We start from the raw sequence: 14,670 nt of genomic DNA, 5'->3' as shown, positions 1-14,670 counted from the left end.
TCGCCGGTTCGCTCACTGAAACGTCGGGTGACCCGGTGCGACCGGCGTTCTACTGTCCTGCCTCGGTCTCGAAGTGCAGGGAGATCGACTGCAGAACGTCCGCAGCAGAGACGTCGGCGCGCCCGCCGTCGTGGATCTCGGCGAGCTGGACGAAGGCGAGCGCGAACGCTGATGCGATCTGCACGATGGCCGGGCCCAGCTGCTCGCTCACGGCGGTCGCCACCTCGTGGGCGGTCGCATCGGCGCGCAACTCGATGCGCGGCAGCATCTCCTCGAGCAACGCGGAGACCGTTTCGCTCTGTGTGACGTCGCCGTCGCGGTTCTCGCGGGCTTGCCGTCGCATCTCCAGCGCCTCGGTCAGGATGCCGACGACCCGCTGCATGATTTCTCGCTGCTCCATGCGGGCACGGTACGCCGGACAGCCGCCAGAAGCGTGCTTACCCGGGCCGTGGATGTTCTGGTAGCCGCCCTCGTGCGTCTGCCAGGCCGCCATGGATTCGAGGTGGGCCTGGCATCACCCGGTGCCAGAGGTGGTGGGTCTGCTGCGTGTCGCTGAGGGTGGGCCGCTGGGGCGAGAAGGCGAATCCGGACAGTGAGGGGACGATCACGGTGAAGGCGTCCTCAGCTGCTCCTCCGTACCGGGACGGAGTGGCCAGCCGGTCGGCGAGGTGTGAGGGGAGGGCGTTGACGGCGGCCTCATGGGCTCGCCGGTCGTAGCCGCCGGCCCAGTAGGCGGTGAGGCGACGGAGCTCCGTCGTGTCGGTACCGGCCTCCCAGCCGTTGACCGGCCAGGGCTCCGCCCATCGCGTGCTGTTCGCCGCAGAGCCCGGCATGCTGGTTACTGAGGTCGGCAGCGTTGGCCCGTTCGGAAGTTCGCGGTGGCCGGGGCGGTGGCGGTGGCGATGACGGTGTCCAGTCTGTCCCGGGCGCTCACCAGATCGCGCACTGCCACTCCCGTCACTCCACTGGCAACAGAGGCGCCCAGCAATCGACCGATTCGGACCTTCGCTGCCGGGGGAGCGGCGGACCACAGCAGGCGCCGACGGCCGTTCTCGCTGATCAGGCTGTGGCGGTCCGACTCAATGACGTCCAGGGCGGGATGGACGACACACGGCCGTCGGCGGCGCGCCGTGCGAGGACGGAAGCTCCCGTTCCAGGCGTGCGAGCGGGGACAAAGCCATGACCACCGGGGACAGCATCATGCCGGTGGCCGTCACGAGGAGGCTGGTGCGCAGCCCCCACTCCTCCGCGAGAAATCCGCCGACCAGAGAACCGAGCGGGGTCGACCCCATGCCGACGAACGTGATCGTCGCGGCCACCCGGCCCTGCATCCCGTCCGGAGTGACGGCCTGCCGGACGGCCATGACTGTGACATTCACCAACTGGCCGCCGCCCCCGAACACGAAGCCGACCGCAAGGAGCGCGGGAACCGTCACCGCAGAGGAGCCGTGCAGCGCGGGCACACACAGGAACACGCCGTCGCCGAGTGCTGCCGCACACACGAGCACCGGGCCATGGCCGAACCGGCTCGGCAGGCGGGCGGCCAGCAGCGAGCCCAGGAGCGCGCCCGGTCCCACCGCCGTGAGCGCCAGCCCGACGACGGTGCCCGACAGGTGCAGTTCCCGCGGCAGGAAGAGCAGATAGACGGTCATCATGGCCGCGAAGGAGAACTGGAATGCGGCCGAGGCCAGGCACACGGTGCGGAGCACGGTATCTCCGGCGACGAAACGCAGGCCCTCATGAATCCGCTGCCAGACCCGAGGGGGGTGTTCCGGGCGCTCGGGGATCGACTCGGCTCGGCGGATCCGCCGGATCGTCAGGAAGGACAGCGCGAAGAACAGCGCGCTGGAGGCGGCGGCAATCGGCGCCGACAGCAAGGACACCAACGCACCGCCGAGCGCGGGACCGCCGATCTGCGCCGCGGACCGGCTGCCCTCGAGCGCGCTGTTGCCGCGCACCAGTCGGCCGCGTTCCACCAGTCGTACGAGAGACGCCTGGTATGCCACGTCGAAGAACACGGACAGGGCCCCGACGGCGAAGGCGAGCGCAAGCAGGCCGGGCAGGCCGAGCCCCCCGAAGAGGCCGGCCAGGGCGGCAGCGCCCAGGGCCAAGGCCCGACCGACGTCCGCGAGCACCATCGTCGTGCGGGTTCGCCACCTGTCCACCCAGGCGCCGACGAAGAGTGAGAGCAACAGGATCGGCGCTTGCCCGACCGCGCGAAGGACGCCCAGCCGGCTTGCACTGGCGTGGAGCGTCAGGACAGCGAAGAGCGGCAGAACCACCACACTCGCGTGTTCACCGAGTTGGGAGGCTGTCTGACCCACCCAGAGTCCACGGAAGTCGACGTCCCGCCACAGGCTCGACGGAACAGGCCGACCGGAGTCGGATGCAGCGCAGGAAGCGGACGGCACGGGAATCCCTTGTGTTGCCGACAACGAGGCCCGCCACCGAGCACATGAAAGGTGCCTCGACGGTTCGGGCAGGGAAAGGCTCGCTGTGCCGCAACATCAAGGGCAGCACGCGATGACAGGCCGGTCACGGCCTACAACGTCAACGCGCGCTCGGAAAACCGACCATGTTCAGCTCCTCCTGGGTGACTCGCTGCGCGCCCAAACCCTAGCCGCCGGTGACCCGACGCGAAAGGCGGCCTCACTCGCCTCTCGCGCGAACCAAGCAGGCGGTACCCGTCGATCCAGGGGGTGGCAACCCCTGGGTTGAGACGGCCATGGCTGACGGGTGAACACACCCGGGCTCGGCAGGCCGCTCGCACGGTGCGCCCTGGCGGGGCGATCGCCACCTTCTCCACCTCCCAGGTGGGCATGGACTTCCCCCGGTACGGCGCCTACGTCGCGAGCAAGGGCGCGGTCGAGGCGGTCGGCATGGTCCTCGCCCGTCCGCCTCGACACTGCCGGCGGACGTCGGGCAGTGTCAGTGCTGAGGGTGATGGCGCCAGGTGCCGCAGGACTGGATGTTCCCGCAGAATTCCGGTGTCTCCCGGAGGACCGCTGGTCGTTGAAGGGGAGATCGGCGCGACTCGCGATGAGGTTCTCTCGACGCAAAAGCTCAGTACTAGTCTGATCCCCCAGAAAGGCCTTTCGCGGCACGGGCAATGGAAGGGTGACCGGTGATGTCGCTGAACCCCGAGGGGGCGGAGCCCATTGGGTCGATAGGCGGCTACGCGCTGGTCGACCGACTCGGCAGTGGTGGCATGGGCGTTGTCTATCTGGCCCGCTCGGCCTCGGGACGGCAGGTCGCGGTCAAGGTCGTGCACGCGCAGTACGCGCAGGACGAGGAGTTCCGCACGCGCTTCCGGCAGGAGGTCGCGGCGGTCCGCCGGGTGAGCGGGGCGTTCACGGCGCCGGTGGTGGACGCCGATCCGGATGCCGAACAGCCCTGGATGGCGACGCTGTTCGTGCCGGGCCGTACGCTGGCCGAAATGATCGCCAAGGAGGGTCCGTTGGTCGGGCCTGAGTTGCGCACGCTGGCTCTGGGCCTCGTGGAGGCGCTGCGGGACATCCACCGGGCGGGTGTGGTGCACCGGGATCTGAAGCCGAGCAACGTCCTGATGGCCGAGGACGGACCCCGCGTCATCGACTTCGGTATCTCGCACGCCGCGGACAACCAGGCCCTCACGGTGACCGGGAGGCTGATCGGTACCCCGCCCTTCATGTCTCCCGAGCAGTTCAGCGCGCCGCGGGAGGTCACTGCGGCTTCGGACGTGTTCTCGCTGGGGTCGCTGCTGGTGTACGCGGCCACCGGCAACCGTCCCTTCGACGGCGGCAGCCCCTACCTGACGGGCTACCAGGTGATGTACGAGGCCCCGGTCCTGGACGGCGTCGCCGAACCGCTCCGCAGCATCGCCGAACGCTGCCTGGACAAGGACCCGGCAGCCCGGCCCCGACTCGATGAACTGCACCGCATGTTCCGGGCGCTGTCGGATTCCGCCGCACCGGTCGCGCACGCCGCATCGATCGCGCCGGGAGTGGCCGGCTCATCGGAATCCAGCCGTCAGGTTTCCCCTACGCATGCCGTCCCCCGACTCCCGGCCCGTGCGGCGGAAAAGGGAGGAACGGACAGCGCTCGAGCCGGACACGGGCGTCGAAGGCGGCGTTTCCTCATCGGCCTGGCTGCAGCCCTGGTCGTCACCGGGCTGAGCATCACGGCGGTGAAGATCGGCTCGCACCACAACAACACTTCCCAGTCGTCCAACGTGTCCGCGTCCGCGTCCACAAAGGCGTCGGTGACTGCGGGCACGGTGGTGCTACCGCCGAAGCACGTGCCATGGGACTACCAGATCGGCGGCGCGTACGCCCTGCCGACCGGTGTGCAGGTGGTCAGTCGCAGCCACGAGGACACGCCCGCGCCCGGTGCGTACAACATCTGCAACATCAACGCCTTCCAGGCACAGAAGGACGCGGAGCGTGACTGGGGCTCCGACCTGCTGCTGCGCGACGCCAAAGGGTCTGTCGTCTACGACAAGGACTGGGGCGAGGCCGTCCTGGACATCCGCACGGATGCCAAGCGGCAGCGCATCGCTGCCAAGCTGAACACCTGGATCGACGAGTGCGCGGCCAAGGGGTACAAGGCCGTCGAGCCCGACAACTACGACACGTTCACCCGCTTCCCTGACTACCTCACGGCCAGGCAGGCCGAGGCGCTGATGAAGTTGCTGTCGGCGCACGCTCATGAGAAGGGTCTGGCAATCGCCCAGAAGAACACCGTGGAGCTCGTGGCCGACCGTGCGTCCGTGGGCCTGGACTTCGCCGTGGTGGAGGAGTGCGGCCAGTGGAACGAGTGCGGCCAGTTCGCCGATGCATTCCACAACAACGTGCTCGTGGTCGAGTACACGGCGAAGGGCCTGTCGGCAGCGTGCTCCGACTGGAGCAGCACACTGAGCATTGTCCGCCGCGATCGGGATGTCGCACCCAAGGGCGCGAGCGGCTACCTCCGCCAGACCTGCTGACGCCGAATCCCGCCAACGGCGGGACGCGTCATGGGACCGTCCTGCCCCGTGACCCGCCGGGTGCCCGGAGAGGGGACTCCGTTCATCCAGGAAGGTACGCAAGACGGGCATCCGACGAACCGGAGCGACCACCCGGCACGGATCCCTGCCCGCAGGCCAACCCGGTTCGGCCTCCTGAGGCAGGGCCGCACGTCGGACCATCCCGCCGGCGCCGGACGAGATCGCCGCGCTGATGGAGCTGCACCAGCAGGCCGAACGCCCCTGTTTTTCACCGTTGTGCGCGGGCGGGGTTTCTCCGGGTGAGGCTGGTCGGCACAGTCGTCCGGCCAGCCCCGGGTGAACGCGAGGGACATGTGGGTCAGGGGCAGAAGGTCTCACCGTTGGAGTACCTGCGGCCGTCGTGTTCCACCCACCCGGAGATGTAGGCGCAGCGTCCCTCCATGCCGCCGACGTAGATCGCTCCGGCGTACCTGTCGTAGAACCCGTTGTCGTACCAGGAGGTCTGCCAATCTGTGCGCCGGATGCGGACCTCCATGTTGTGCCGCCCGTCTGCCACGTCGTAGGTCATCGCGCACAATTGGCCGCTGCCTGCGGAGGTCCAATAGACGTCGATGTAGGCATGACCGTCTCCTAGATGGACGGCGTCGTATCGGCTGCCCTGGCAGTAGGAGAACGGACCCGCGTAACCGGGGGGCGCGTTGTTGGGGTCGGTCGCCGACGCCAGACCAGCCCCGCCCATTACGATGCCGGCAGCCGCCGCGACAACCGCGACCGTGGACATGATCCGCCTCGCCCCAGTGCGCAATCTGCTCATTGATCCCCCTTGGGTCGACAAATCCCCAGTACGGGTCAGGGTAGCGTCGACCGCATCCCCACGGGCGCGGGCCGGGCAACTGGACCGTAGGAATTCATGGTTGTGGTGCGGAAGCATGAATTCCGTGGGTGGAGTCCGCAGCCGGCTGGGTGGTGGATCGGAAGGCTCTGGCGTCGGAGTGCCACGCCGGTCCACGATGAGGACGCACGAGCAACCGACACCTGGAAGGCGCTATTCGATGACCGAAGCCGACCGCTCGGGCAAGCTGGACGGGCACATTCGTGAGCGACTGCTCGCCCCGAACTTCTGGCACCTGGCGACCGTGGATGCCGACGGCGCGCCCCAGGTGTCGCCGATGTGGGCCGACATCGAAGGGGAGTACGTCATGGTGAACACGTCCGTGGGCCGCGTGAAGGAGGAGAACCTACGGCGGAATCCTCATGTCTCGTTGTCCCACCATGACCCTGAAAACCCGTACGACCGGGCGGAGATACGGGGACGGGTCGTGCGGTTCGTGGAGGGGGAGGCGGCGGAGCGTGCCATGGACCGGCTCGCCAGGAAGTACATCAACGAGGAGCGGTACCCGTGGCTTCTTCCCGGAGAACGGCGCCTGATGATTTTGATCGAACCGACACGGGTGCGCAGGGTGGTGGGGGTGGAGCCGTTCCGGGCGGGGGTGTTGCCGGAGGGGACGCACTGAGCACCCCACGCAGTAGGCTGGGCCGGGTCACTGGCCTGCTGAGAGGCAACAGTCCTGGAAATGGATGAGGGCTGCGGCCATGCCGACGAAGGCGAGGAAGCGCTCGGTCTCATGCTCGCAGCGGCGGTGCGGGCGGCGGCATCCGGCCGGCCGGGACACCGTACGCTCGTGCACCCCGGTGGTGGCCGAGCCGCTGCGAAGACTCGATGCCTTGCGGGGCGACGCGGTGGCGGATCCGGCATCTTTGTCCGGCCGGTCGCCCCCTCTCGCAGCAGCCGTGCCGTCGGCCCAGTGGTCAGTCGATCAGGCCGAGTTGCCGGAGGTGCGCGACGTCGTCGCGGACGCCCCAGTGCTCGATCACCCGGCCATCGGCGTTGAAGCGCATCCAGTGGATCTGCCGAAACCGGAACGAGCGCCCCGACGCCTCGTGGCCCATGAACGGCCCTTGGTGGGTTCCCTGGTACCAGTTGCGCATCACGACGACGTCGCCGACCGCCACCATGTCCTCGATCTCGACGCGGGCGTCGGGAAAGGCGGTGCACAGCATGCGGATCAGCCCGCGCACCGGCTCGACCCCCACGCGATGCTCTTCCGGCGCGGTGTGGTTGACGATGTCCGGGGCGAAGACCTCGTCGAGGACACCGAGTTTGCCCTGTTCGAAGCCTTCTTCGTAGATCCGCCGCATGTTCTTCATGTTCCGCTCGGTTGCCTCGGCGACCTGCGCGGATGAGCTCGCTGTGTTCATGACTCCGAAACTAGTGAGAGGCATGGTTCGCACCTATCCCACAAATGTGGGGGTGCTGAGCCGTGCCGTCGCCTAGTTAGGCTTTGCGGGCGAGCAGTTGAACCTCCTGGAACTGCCGTCGGTCGGTGGGCTGAGGCTCGCGAACCATCCGGGCCACCTCGACCAACCCGGCCTCGCGCAGCAGCGCGGCGAGGTGATCAGGCCACCACCGATAGGCCGGCGCGACTGCGTGATCGAAGACCTGTGTCGGGTGAGACGGATCTTCGCTTGCCGAAAAGCCGACCAGAAGGTGGCCGCCAGGTGCCAGCACACGGTGGAACTCGGCCAGAATGACGGGGAGTTCCTGCGGCGGAGTATGGATGATGGACCACCGTGAGAGTACGCCGCCCAGCACGCCGTCAGCGATGTCCAATGCGGCCATCGAACCCACGTCGAACCGCAGGCCCGGATAGGCCTGTCGAGCCAACTTGATCATCGCGGGAGAGGCGTCGACGCCGAACGCCGCCAGCCCCAGCTCCTCCAGATGCGCAGTGATATCTCCAGGTCCGCACCCCAGGTCCGCGACCTGAGCGTCTCCACCCGCGATGACGACCTCCGCGAAGACACTCAAGATCGCACGGTCCAGGGGCCGGTCACGCAGCGCGCCACGGAACTGCTGCGCATACGTGGAGGCAGCAGCGTCGTAGGCCTCGCGGGTGGCACTGAGGGCATCATGTTCGACCATGCTCGCGACAGTAGTTCCCGGCGCCGCGGCGAGCCGAGAGAATCACGATCTGCCCTCCCGCCTGTTCGCCGGGCGCTGTCGCCAGTGGGCTTGTCATGCGGCCCGAGGCGGCGCCATCCCCAGTTCAAGGGGGTACCTCCGCCCCGGCCGGTAGGGCATGCTCGGCCGCATGGACCTCTCCGCGCGCATCCGGCAGCTCGCCGGCTCGGAACTGGATCTCACACAGGTACGGAACGAGCTCGATCGGCTGCTGCGCAGGACGGTCGGCTACGACCTCGCCGCCATTTCCACCGTCGACCCGTCGACTCTGCTGTGGACGAGCTGCTTCGTAAGCGGCATGGACGCCGAGGGCTCCACCGACAGGGAGAGCGTGATCTTCGAGGGGGAGTTCCGCGGGACCGACGTCAACAGCTACGCGCGGCTGGCCGACGCGCCCGTTCCCGTCGCGGGCCTGCATGCCGCCACCGGCGGCGACATCACCGTGGCCGAACGCTACGAGCCCCTGCTGAGCCGCTTCGGCATCTGCGACGAAGTCCGTGTCATGCTGCGCTCCAAGACAGGCTGTTGGGGCTCGCTCACCCTGTACCGGACCCATCCGTCGCCGCCCTTCTCAGCGGCCGACCTGGACCTTCTCGCCGGCATCGTCACCCCCGTCGCGGACCTCCTCCGCCTCACCTTGCTCCGTGCCGCGCTCGCCGCCCCGGGTGGTCTGTCAGCGCCCCCTGGTCTCCTGCTGGTGCAGCCGAGCGGGGAGACCGTCACCGTGACCGACGACGCCCGTCCATGGCTGAACACCCTGGATGACCGGGATCGGCTGCCCAGCGCGGTCCGAGCGGTGGCCGCCGCCGTCCGCACCGGCGACGGCCTGGCCCGGGCCGCTCTGCCCGGTCGGGACGGCCGGTGGGTGATGCTGCACGGCTCGGCAGCGGGGGAGCAGATCGCCGTCATCGTCGAGGGTGCTCGCCCCGCCGTGATCAGCGAGGTGATCACTCAGGCGTACGGGCTGACGCCCCGCGAGCGTGAGATCACCGAACTCATCGCCCAGGGCCGAAGCACTCGCCAGATGGCCACGCGGTTGTCCATCTCGCCCTTCACCGTCCAGGACCACCTCAAAGCCGTTTACACGAAGACAGGGGTCAACAGCCGGGGCGAGCTCGTTGCGACGCTGTACAACCGGCATTACGCGCCCCGGTCCGCCGTCGGCGCACGCCCGAGTCCCTACGGGTGGTACCTCGATGACACCGCCGACTCCCAGTAGGGCAGAAGCGAACAGGCGGCCCCGGTTCGGGCGGAGCGGGGGGAACTCGTGGGCCGGGACCAAACCGTGAGCGCGACCAGGTCCGTGGAACCGTCAGCGCGCATGCCGACCAGGACCAGGACACAGGCCTTGGCCTCCTACAGCCTTCCTCATCGAGGATGCAGCCGGCCCTTGCGCGAAGCGGGCTGGCGGCCGGAGTTGCGGCCGCCCGCTCCGGCGGCACCGTCCGTGGCCGTACCGGGTTCCGCCCGGCGAGCAGAACCGCGCCCGCCGGTTGCGGGGGTACCGCCGGACGCCCTTCTCTCGGTGGTGGCCCGGCGGTCGGAGTCCCGGCTTCCCGTCCTGGTTGCAGCACCTGTCGTGGCTTGGCCCCCGCCACCGTTCCGGGGCTGGCGGCGGCGTGATGGCCTGGCGGGCCTGGTGCCGGTCTTCCGGTCCGGACGGGACGCCGTCGGTGTCGCTGGCTGAGGCACCTCGATGGTGACGGGCACGCCGGAAGGCTCGCGGGCGCCGGTGATGGTGGCCAGTTCCGCGTCGCTCGACATGATGCGGGCCGTCCGGGGGCGGATGCCCGCATCCGACATGAGCCGGGTGACGTCCCGTTTCTGGGTGGGCAGGACCAGCGTGACCACGCTGCCGGAGCCGCCGGCGCGGGCCGTGCGGCCGCCCCGGTGGAGGTAGTCCTTGTGGTCGGTGGGGGGATCGACGTTCACGACGAGGTCGAGGTCGTCGATGTGTATGCCCCGGGCCGCGACGTTCGTCGCCACCAGCGCGGTGACCTGGCCGCTCTTGAACTGTTCCAAAGTGCGGTTGCGCTGCGGCTGGGAGCGGCCTCCGTGCAGCGCCGCCGCGCGGACACCGACGGCCAGGAGCCGCTTGGCGAGCCGGTCGGCGGACCTCTTGGTGTCGAGGAAGAGGATGACCCGGCCGTCACGGGCCGCGATGCGCGTGGTGACGGCCTTCTTGTCGGTCTCGTCCTGGACGTGGAGAACGTGGTGCTCCATCGTCGTGACCGCTCCCGCGGACGGGTCCACGGAGTGCACCACGGGGTCGGTCAGGAACCGCTGCACCAGGCGGTCGATGTTGCGGTCCAGGGTGGCCGAGAAGAGCATGCGCTGTCCGTCGGGCCGTACTTGCTGGATCAGCTTGGTGATCTGCGGCAGGAAGCCCATGTCGGTCATCTGGTCGGCTTCGTCCAGCACCGTGATGCGCACGTGGTCGAGCACGCAGTCCCCGCGTTCCACGAGGTCGTTGAGCCTGCCGGGGGTCGCCACGAGCACCTCGGCGCCGCGCCGGAGCGCACCGGCCTGCTTGGTGATGGACAGCCCGCCGACCACGGTGGCCAGCCGGAGGTTCACCGCCGTCGCATAGGGGGTCAGCGCGTCCGTCACCTGCTGGGCGAGTTCACGGGTGGGCACCAGGACAAGGGCGAGGGGAGCCTTGGGCTCCGCGCGCAGTCCGGCCGTGCGGGCCAGGAGCGCCAGCCCGAACGCCAGGGTCTTGCCGGATCCGGTGCGCCCCCGTCCCAGCAGGTCACGGCCGGCCAGTGAGTTGGGCAGCGTGGCGGCCTGGATGGGGAAGGGGGTGGTCACCCCTTGTGCGGTGAGGGTCTTCAGCAACCCCGCGGGCATGTCCAGACCGGCGAAGTCCTCGACGGCGGGAAGTGCGGGTGTCGTGCTTTCCGGCAGCCGGAATTCCGTCGGCGACGACGCGGACGGCGGGGGCGACGAGGTACGCCGGTTCGGCTTCTGGGGCCTGCGGGGCATGCAGTTATCTGCCTTCCTGAAAAACAGCACAAACCGGGGTCCGCACCATGACGGTGCGGACCCCGGTGAGCGGATACGCGTCCGGCGATCAGGCGGGGACGATGTTCTCCGCCTGCGGGCCCTTCTGGCCCTGCGTGACGTCGAAGGAGACCCGCTGGCCCTCCTGGAGCTCACGGAAACCCTGGGTCTGGATGTTCGAGTAGTGCGCGAAGACGTCGGGGCCGCCGCCGTCCTGCTGGATGAAGCCGAAACCCTTTTCGGCGTTGAACCACTTGACGGTTCCCTGTGCCATGACTTTCTCCTTCTGTAGGCAGAGGCCCCATCCGGAGATGCCGGAAAACAAATAATGCGCCTGATGGAGAAGCAATCCCGTCAGGCGCACATAGGTTCATGGGTACCACAACTGCAACGCGAAGACTCTATCACGGCTCGTCGGCCCGTGGTGGATCACCGACACCACCGTCACGACTCCACCGAGGCCGTCGCCTGGTCGTCGATGGGAATGCGCAGCCGGCCGGCCACGGTGGTGAGGGCCGTTCCCAGCGGGAGCGCGACCCGGGTCAGGGCGTGCCGGTCGCCCCGGGTCGGATCCCGGTTGACGATGAGCACCGGCTTCCCGGCCTGGGCCGCCTCGCGGACGAACCGGAGCCCGGACATCACCGTGAGTGAGGAGCCCAGGACCAGCAGGGAGGCCGCTTCACGGACCAGCTTGCGGCAGTGCTCGACCCGCTGGGGCGGAACGGCTTCGCCGAAGAACACCACGTCCGGTTTGAGGATGCCGCTGCAGATCGTGCAGGGCAGCACGCGGAAGTCCCCGACCTGTTCGTCGGTGAGGTCGGCGTCACCGTCCGGGTTGATTCCTGCGGCCACCGGCTCGAAGCCCGGATTGGCCTCCTGAAGCCTTTGGGCGAGTTCGCGGCGCGGGCTGAAGGCGCCGCAGGAAAGGCAGACGACCCGGTCCAGGCTCCCGTGGAGTTCCACGACGCCCTTATTGCCGGCGGCCTGGTGCAGGCCGTCGACGTTCTGGGTGATCAAACCCGAGAGCAGGCCGTGCCGCCCGAACGCGGCCACGGCCCGGTGACCGGCGTTGGGGCGGGCGCGGCCGAATGTGCGCCAGCCGAGGTGGCTGCGCGCCCAGTACCTGCGCCGGGCCTGGGCGCTGGCGGTGAAGTCCTGGTAGGTCATCGGGGTGTGCCGGCTCAGGCTCCCGCCCTTGCCCCGGTAGTCCGGAATGCCCGACTCCGTGGAGATGCCCGCCCCGCTGAGCACCAGCACACCGCCGGTGCTCAGTGCGTCGGCGACCGGCTCGAGATTCGTGGTGCCCGGCGGCACATCCTCGGCAGGGGTCCAGCTCAGAGTGGGGCGCATGCGCATGCCACCAGAGTACGGAACAGGCCGCTTTCAGACGTTCGCACTGATTCAGCAGCAGGGGGCACCGTGCAGAGGCGGCTGAGGGCCCACCGGACCCGGGCGTCTCGCAGGGCAAGGAGGCGCCGGCCGTCGGCTTGCTCGCCGACCGCCACGGCACGCGGGCCTACGACGACGTGGAGGCGCTGGTCGCAGCGCAGGCACGCCGTGCGGGCACCCGGGCGGTCGGCGTGCTGTGGTCCCTCAGGTTTGAGCTCGGGCGACGAGCAGGGCGACGTCGTCCTCGCCGCCGGGTGGCCGGCGGATGTCCAGGAGGCGGTCGCAGACTTCTCCCAGATCCGAGCCGCGCACCTCCGTGAGGGCTCCCAGGAGCGTGTCCAGACGGGCGTCGATGGGTTCGCTGCGGGTTTCGACCAGGCCGTCGGTGTAGAGGGTGAGCTGATCGCCGGGGCGGAAGGCGATGGTGGTGGTCTCGAAGGGCACGCCTCCGACGCCCAGCGGGACACCGGTGGGCAGATCGAGGAGCTCCGCCGGCCGGCCGGGACGGAGCAGGGCCGGAGGCAGATGCCCGGCGAGGCTGATGTGGCACTGGCCCTGGGCAGGGTCGTAGACGCAGTAGACGCAGGTGGTGATGGTCTGCTGAACGCTCTCGGTCAGGTGATCGAGGTGGCGGAGGGCCTCGGCGGGGGCGAGGTCGAGTTCGGCGAAGGCGCGGGTGGCGCTGCGGAGCTGGCCCATCGTGGCGGCGGCGTTGATGCCGCTGCCCATGACATCGCCGACGATCAGGGCGGTCTTGCCCGCGTGCAGGGGTATTGCGTCGTACCAGTCGCCGCCGACCTCGCTCGTGGCGCCGGCGGGCTGGTAGCGGCAGGCGATCCGAAGGCCGGGAAGGTGTGACGGGGGCTCGGGGAGCAGGCTGCGCTGAAGGGTGAGGGCCGCGTGACGCTGGGCCTGGTACCCGCGGGCGTTGTCGATGCACACCGCCGCGCGGGAGGCCACCTCGCAGGCGAGGAAGACGTCGTCGTCATCGAAGGGCGCGGGGTTGTGCGTGCGCTTGAGGGCGATGGCGCCGAGGACTTCGCCCCGGGCCACGAGAGGTACGGCGAGGTAGGAGTGCACACCGGCCGCCGCGAGGAGGGAGGCGGCCTCGCTGTCGCGGGCGATGCGCCGCAGATCACCAGGGGTGGTGTGGCGCACCAGGACGGGCTTGCGGCTACGCACGCACTGGGTGATGAGGCGGTCGCTGCCGTACGTGGCGAGTCCCCCGGGCGGGCCGAGCGCGCGGACCGCATCTGTCGGGCGGGCCGCACCGATGGCGAGGACGCGGAAGCGCGTCGGACCCGCGTCCGGCACGGTCCGTCCGTAGAGCAGGCTGTGGAGAACGTCGACGGTGGCCATGTCGGCCAGATCCGGTACGACGGCCTCAGCCAGTTCATGCGCTGTCGTTTCCAGATCGAGGGTGGTGCCCACGGAGGCGGAGACCTTGGCGATCAGGGCGAGGCGCTGGCGTGCCTGTGCCGCATCGATGGCGGCTCGGTGGCGCTCGGTGATGTCGATGACGAAATAGGCCATGCCCAGCACCCGCCCGGCGGCATCCTCCAGCCGGTAGTAGGAGACGGACCAGGCATGCTCATGATCGGGGTCGCCCGGGGGACGACAGACGATGTGCCGGTCCACGACTGGTTCCCCCGTCTCGAGGACACGGCGGAAACGTGCCTCGACATTCCCCCTGTCCAGGAAGGTCAGCACCTCGCCGGCCGGCCGCCCCACCCGCTCGGCGGCAGGCAGGCCGGTGATGCGTTCGAGAGCCGGATTCACGGTCACGTAACGCAGCTCCGTATCCAGGATGGCCAGCCCGATCGGGGACTGGGACACCAGGCGCGCGGTCAGGGCGACGTCCCGTTCGACCCGCCGCACCGTCGCCTGGTCCGCGGCCAGGCCCAGGGCATACGTCTCACCGCGGTCGTCCAGCAGCCGCATGTTGCGGAACTCCACCAGGCGGGTGCTTCCGTCCTTGTGCCGGATCGGGAACGCCCCGGCCCAGTCGGCGCCCGATTCCATGACCTCGGTGAAAAGCTTGATCACCTCGTCCCAGTGTTCTTCGTGGACCATCAGCCGCGCGGCGAACCGGCCCAGCGCCTCCGCCGCGGTGTAGCCGAACAGTTCCTCGGCCTGAGGGCTCCAGAACACCACCTGCCCGTTCGCATCCAGCACCACAGCAGCGACGCTCAGGAAGTCGAGCAGGCCACTCGGTGGGGCGGCAGGACTGGCCGCAGGCTGGTCTCCGCCTGCTCTGGAGGAGTCCGCTGTGCCCATGCGCCGACCTCCTGCC

The 14,670-nt window shown here is 69.3% G+C and carries 13 protein-coding genes; 3 read left to right on the top strand and 10 right to left on the bottom strand.

What is annotated here, in order from left to right; all coding sequences use genetic code 11:
* Positions 1-49: 49 nt before the first annotated feature.
* The 3 genes from N8I84_RS03460 to N8I84_RS03450 all read right to left on the bottom strand — a co-directional run bounded on the left by N8I84_RS03460 (position 50) and on the right by N8I84_RS03450 (position 2,411).
* On the bottom strand, positions 50-400 hold the full coding sequence (locus tag N8I84_RS03460) for a hypothetical protein (protein WP_263228022.1): 351 nt from the start codon (positions 398-400) through the stop codon (positions 50-52).
* 37 nt (positions 401-437) lie between these two features.
* Entirely contained in the window at positions 438-833 is a 396-nt protein-coding gene (locus tag N8I84_RS03455) for an epoxide hydrolase N-terminal domain-containing protein (RefSeq protein WP_263228020.1), read from the bottom strand.
* 246 nt (positions 834-1,079) lie between these two features.
* Complete coding sequence (locus tag N8I84_RS03450; RefSeq protein WP_313884229.1) at positions 1,080-2,411, bottom strand: MFS transporter; 1,332 nt, start codon at positions 2,409-2,411, stop codon at positions 1,080-1,082.
* Positions 2,412-3,127: 716 nt separating this feature from the next.
* Between N8I84_RS03450 and N8I84_RS03440 the strand changes: the two genes are divergently transcribed.
* On the top strand, positions 3,128-4,963 hold the full coding sequence (locus N8I84_RS03440; protein WP_263228019.1) for an endo alpha-1,4 polygalactosaminidase: 1,836 nt from the start codon (positions 3,128-3,130) through the stop codon (positions 4,961-4,963).
* Positions 4,964-5,321: 358 nt separating this feature from the next.
* Here N8I84_RS03440 and N8I84_RS03435 read toward each other — a convergent pair whose 3' ends face one another.
* Positions 5,322-5,777 (bottom strand): hypothetical protein, encoded by a 456-nt coding sequence (locus N8I84_RS03435; protein WP_263228018.1) that lies wholly within the window; start codon positions 5,775-5,777, stop codon positions 5,322-5,324.
* Between the two features lie 238 nt (positions 5,778-6,015).
* On the opposite strand from N8I84_RS03435, the gene N8I84_RS03430 reads away from it, so the two are divergent.
* Positions 6,016-6,477, top strand: a complete 462-nt coding sequence (locus N8I84_RS03430; RefSeq protein WP_263228016.1) for a PPOX class F420-dependent oxidoreductase — start codon at positions 6,016-6,018, stop codon at positions 6,475-6,477.
* Between the two features lie 295 nt (positions 6,478-6,772).
* Here N8I84_RS03430 and N8I84_RS03425 read toward each other — a convergent pair whose 3' ends face one another.
* Together N8I84_RS03425 and N8I84_RS03420 are read right to left on the bottom strand one after the other, a co-directional pair.
* Entirely contained in the window at positions 6,773-7,162 is a 390-nt protein-coding gene (locus N8I84_RS03425) for an ester cyclase (RefSeq protein WP_263228015.1), read from the bottom strand.
* A 136-nt stretch (positions 7,163-7,298) separates the two neighbouring features.
* Positions 7,299-7,946 (bottom strand): class I SAM-dependent methyltransferase, encoded by a 648-nt coding sequence (locus N8I84_RS03420; RefSeq protein WP_263228014.1) that lies wholly within the window; start codon positions 7,944-7,946, stop codon positions 7,299-7,301.
* Between the two features lie 169 nt (positions 7,947-8,115).
* Between N8I84_RS03420 and N8I84_RS03415 the strand changes: the two genes are divergently transcribed.
* A complete protein-coding gene (locus tag N8I84_RS03415; protein ID WP_263228013.1) occupies positions 8,116-9,204 on the top strand; it encodes a helix-turn-helix transcriptional regulator in 1,089 nt (362 codons plus the stop codon).
* 149 nt (positions 9,205-9,353) lie between these two features.
* Here N8I84_RS03415 and N8I84_RS03410 read toward each other — a convergent pair whose 3' ends face one another.
* The 4 genes from N8I84_RS03410 to N8I84_RS03395 all read right to left on the bottom strand — a co-directional run bounded on the left by N8I84_RS03410 (position 9,354) and on the right by N8I84_RS03395 (position 14,654).
* On the bottom strand, positions 9,354-10,970 hold the full coding sequence (locus tag N8I84_RS03410; protein ID WP_263228011.1) for a DEAD/DEAH box helicase: 1,617 nt from the start codon (positions 10,968-10,970) through the stop codon (positions 9,354-9,356).
* An 88-nt stretch (positions 10,971-11,058) separates the two neighbouring features.
* Positions 11,059-11,262: a cold-shock protein gene (locus N8I84_RS03405; RefSeq protein WP_028423304.1), complete on the bottom strand. Its 204-nt coding sequence runs from the start codon at positions 11,260-11,262 to the stop codon at positions 11,059-11,061.
* A gap of 170 nt (positions 11,263-11,432) precedes the next feature.
* Positions 11,433-12,344 (bottom strand): NAD-dependent protein deacetylase, encoded by a 912-nt coding sequence (locus tag N8I84_RS03400; protein WP_263228008.1) that lies wholly within the window; start codon positions 12,342-12,344, stop codon positions 11,433-11,435.
* A 237-nt stretch (positions 12,345-12,581) separates the two neighbouring features.
* Complete coding sequence (locus N8I84_RS03395) at positions 12,582-14,654, bottom strand: SpoIIE family protein phosphatase (protein ID WP_263228007.1); 2,073 nt, start codon at positions 14,652-14,654, stop codon at positions 12,582-12,584.
* Between the last annotated feature and the right edge of the window lie 16 nt (positions 14,655-14,670).

Source organism: Streptomyces cynarae, from assembly GCF_025642135.1.
GTDB lineage: Bacteria > Actinomycetota > Actinomycetes > Streptomycetales > Streptomycetaceae > Streptomyces > Streptomyces cynarae.
This window is presented reverse-complemented; position numbering and strand designations above follow the sequence as displayed.

Excerpts from the sequence above, each read along its gene's own strand:
- N8I84_RS03460 (WP_263228022.1), bottom strand. The coding sequence starts at position 400 with ATGGAGCAGCGAGAAATCATGCAGCGGGTCGTCGGCATCCTGACCGAG.
- N8I84_RS03455 (WP_263228020.1), bottom strand. The coding sequence starts at position 833 with ATGCCGGGCTCTGCGGCGAACAGCACGCGATGGGCGGAGCCCTGGCCG.
- N8I84_RS03440 (WP_263228019.1), top strand. The coding sequence starts at position 3,128 with ATGTCGCTGAACCCCGAGGGGGCGGAGCCCATTGGGTCGATAGGCGGC.
- N8I84_RS03435 (WP_263228018.1), bottom strand. The coding sequence starts at position 5,777 with ATGAGCAGATTGCGCACTGGGGCGAGGCGGATCATGTCCACGGTCGCG.
- N8I84_RS03430 (WP_263228016.1), top strand. The coding sequence starts at position 6,016 with ATGACCGAAGCCGACCGCTCGGGCAAGCTGGACGGGCACATTCGTGAG.
- N8I84_RS03425 (WP_263228015.1), bottom strand. The coding sequence starts at position 7,162 with ATGCGGCGGATCTACGAAGAAGGCTTCGAACAGGGCAAACTCGGTGTC.
- N8I84_RS03420 (WP_263228014.1), bottom strand. The coding sequence starts at position 7,946 with ATGGTCGAACATGATGCCCTCAGTGCCACCCGCGAGGCCTACGACGCT.
- N8I84_RS03415 (WP_263228013.1), top strand. The coding sequence starts at position 8,116 with ATGGACCTCTCCGCGCGCATCCGGCAGCTCGCCGGCTCGGAACTGGAT.
- N8I84_RS03410 (WP_263228011.1), bottom strand. The coding sequence starts at position 10,970 with ATGCCCCGCAGGCCCCAGAAGCCGAACCGGCGTACCTCGTCGCCCCCG.
- N8I84_RS03405 (WP_028423304.1), bottom strand. The coding sequence starts at position 11,262 with ATGGCACAGGGAACCGTCAAGTGGTTCAACGCCGAAAAGGGTTTCGGC.
- N8I84_RS03400 (WP_263228008.1), bottom strand. The coding sequence starts at position 12,344 with ATGCGCATGCGCCCCACTCTGAGCTGGACCCCTGCCGAGGATGTGCCG.
- N8I84_RS03395 (WP_263228007.1), bottom strand. The coding sequence starts at position 14,654 with ATGGGCACAGCGGACTCCTCCAGAGCAGGCGGAGACCAGCCTGCGGCC.